Origin of the sequence: Streptosporangium sp. NPDC006013 (genome assembly GCF_040614275.1) — a bacterium.
Classification (GTDB): domain Bacteria; phylum Actinomycetota; class Actinomycetes; order Streptosporangiales; family Streptosporangiaceae; genus Streptosporangium.
Genome location: NZ_JBEXUE010000925.1, coordinates 1 through 1,482 on the forward strand (window position 1 = coordinate 1; position 1,482 = coordinate 1,482).

Below are 1,482 nucleotides of genomic sequence, written 5' to 3' on the forward strand. Positions count from 1 at the left end.
GAACCGCGACGCGTTAGCGTCGCCGACAACCCGTGAGGCCGCGCCGGGGACTGGACTGAGGAGTGAAGGAGCGAAGCGGATGAACGACGAGGGAAGGAGCCGGGTAAGAGCGGCCGAACCGCGACGCGCCAGCGTCGCCGACAACACAGAGCGAAGCGGATGAACGACGAGGGAAGGAGCCGGGTAAGAGCGGCCGAACCGCGACGCGCAGCGTCGCCGACGACACAGCTCGTGTACAGCCCTTATGACTATGCGGTTCATGAGGATCCGTATCCGATCTACGCCAGGCTCAGAGAGGAGGCGCCGCTCTACCGCAACGAGGAGCTGGACTTCTGGGCACTGTCCCGGCACGGTGACGTGAGCGCCGCGTTCAGGGACACCGCGACCTACTCCAACGGGTACGGGGTGTCGCTGGAGCCCACCGCGTGGGGGCCGAAGGCGCACCGGACGATGTCCTTCCTGGCCATGGACCCGCCCCGGCACACCAGGATGCGGGCGCTGGTCTCACGGGGGTTCACCCCGCGCCGGGTGGCCGCACTGGAGCCGAGGATCAGGGAGATCACCCGGCTGTACCTGGAGCCGGCGCTGGAGTCCGGACGGTTCGACTGGGTCACCGCCGTCGCGGGGCGGGTGCCGATGGACGTGATCTCCGAGCTGATGGGGGTACCCGAGGCCGACCGGCAGGAGCTGCGACGGCTGGCCGACGTGGTGGTGCACCGCGACGACGGCCTGCAGGACGTGCCGCAGGAGGGCATGGCCGCCTCACTGGATCTGGTCGTCTACTACTCCGACATGCTCGCGCGACGCCGCGCGCACCGGACCGAGGACCTGACCAGCGCCCTGCTGGACGCGGAGATCGACGGTGACCGGCTTACCGACGAGGAGATCATCGCGTTCCTGTTCCTGATGGTGGTCGCGGGCAACGAGACCACCACGAAGCTGCTCGCCAACGCCCTGTACTGGGCGTACCTGAACCCGGCGGAGGGTGCCAAGGCGCTGGGCGGGGCGATCGGGCCGTGGGTGGAGGAGACCCTTCGCTATGACACCTCCTCCCAGATGCTCGCCAGGCGCGTCACCGGCGAGGTGGAGATGCACGGTACGCGGCTGCCGGCCGGCTCCCGGCTGCTGCTCCTGGTCGGCTCGGCCAACCGCGACGGGCGGGTGTTCCCCGGCCCCGACCGCTACGACCTCGACCGCGACACGAGCGAGCTGATCAGCTTCGGCCGCGGCGGCCACTTCTGCCTGGGCGCCTCACTGGCCCGGCTGGAGGCGCGGGTGGTGCTCAGCGAGCTGGCCCGGCACATCACCGGCTACGAGATCGACCTGGCCGCGGCGGAACGGGTGCACTCCGCCAACGTACGCGGCTTCGCCCACCTGCCGATGAGCGTGACACGCCGATGAACCGCCACCGAGGTATCCGGAGCGCCTTCCGCCTCGTGCGATGTCCGAGGAGCCGCCCACCGGCCGGTGAGCGTGACACGC

The 1,482-nt window shown here is 70.0% G+C and carries 1 protein-coding gene; it reads left to right on the top strand.

The genetic code is table 11. From position 1 onward, the window contains the following. Positions 1–231: 231 nt before the first annotated feature. Positions 232–1,401, top strand: a complete 1,170-nt coding sequence (locus ABZ260_RS50975; protein WP_355633170.1) for a cytochrome P450 — start codon at positions 232–234, stop codon at positions 1,399–1,401. Positions 1,402–1,482 lie beyond the last annotated feature (81 nt).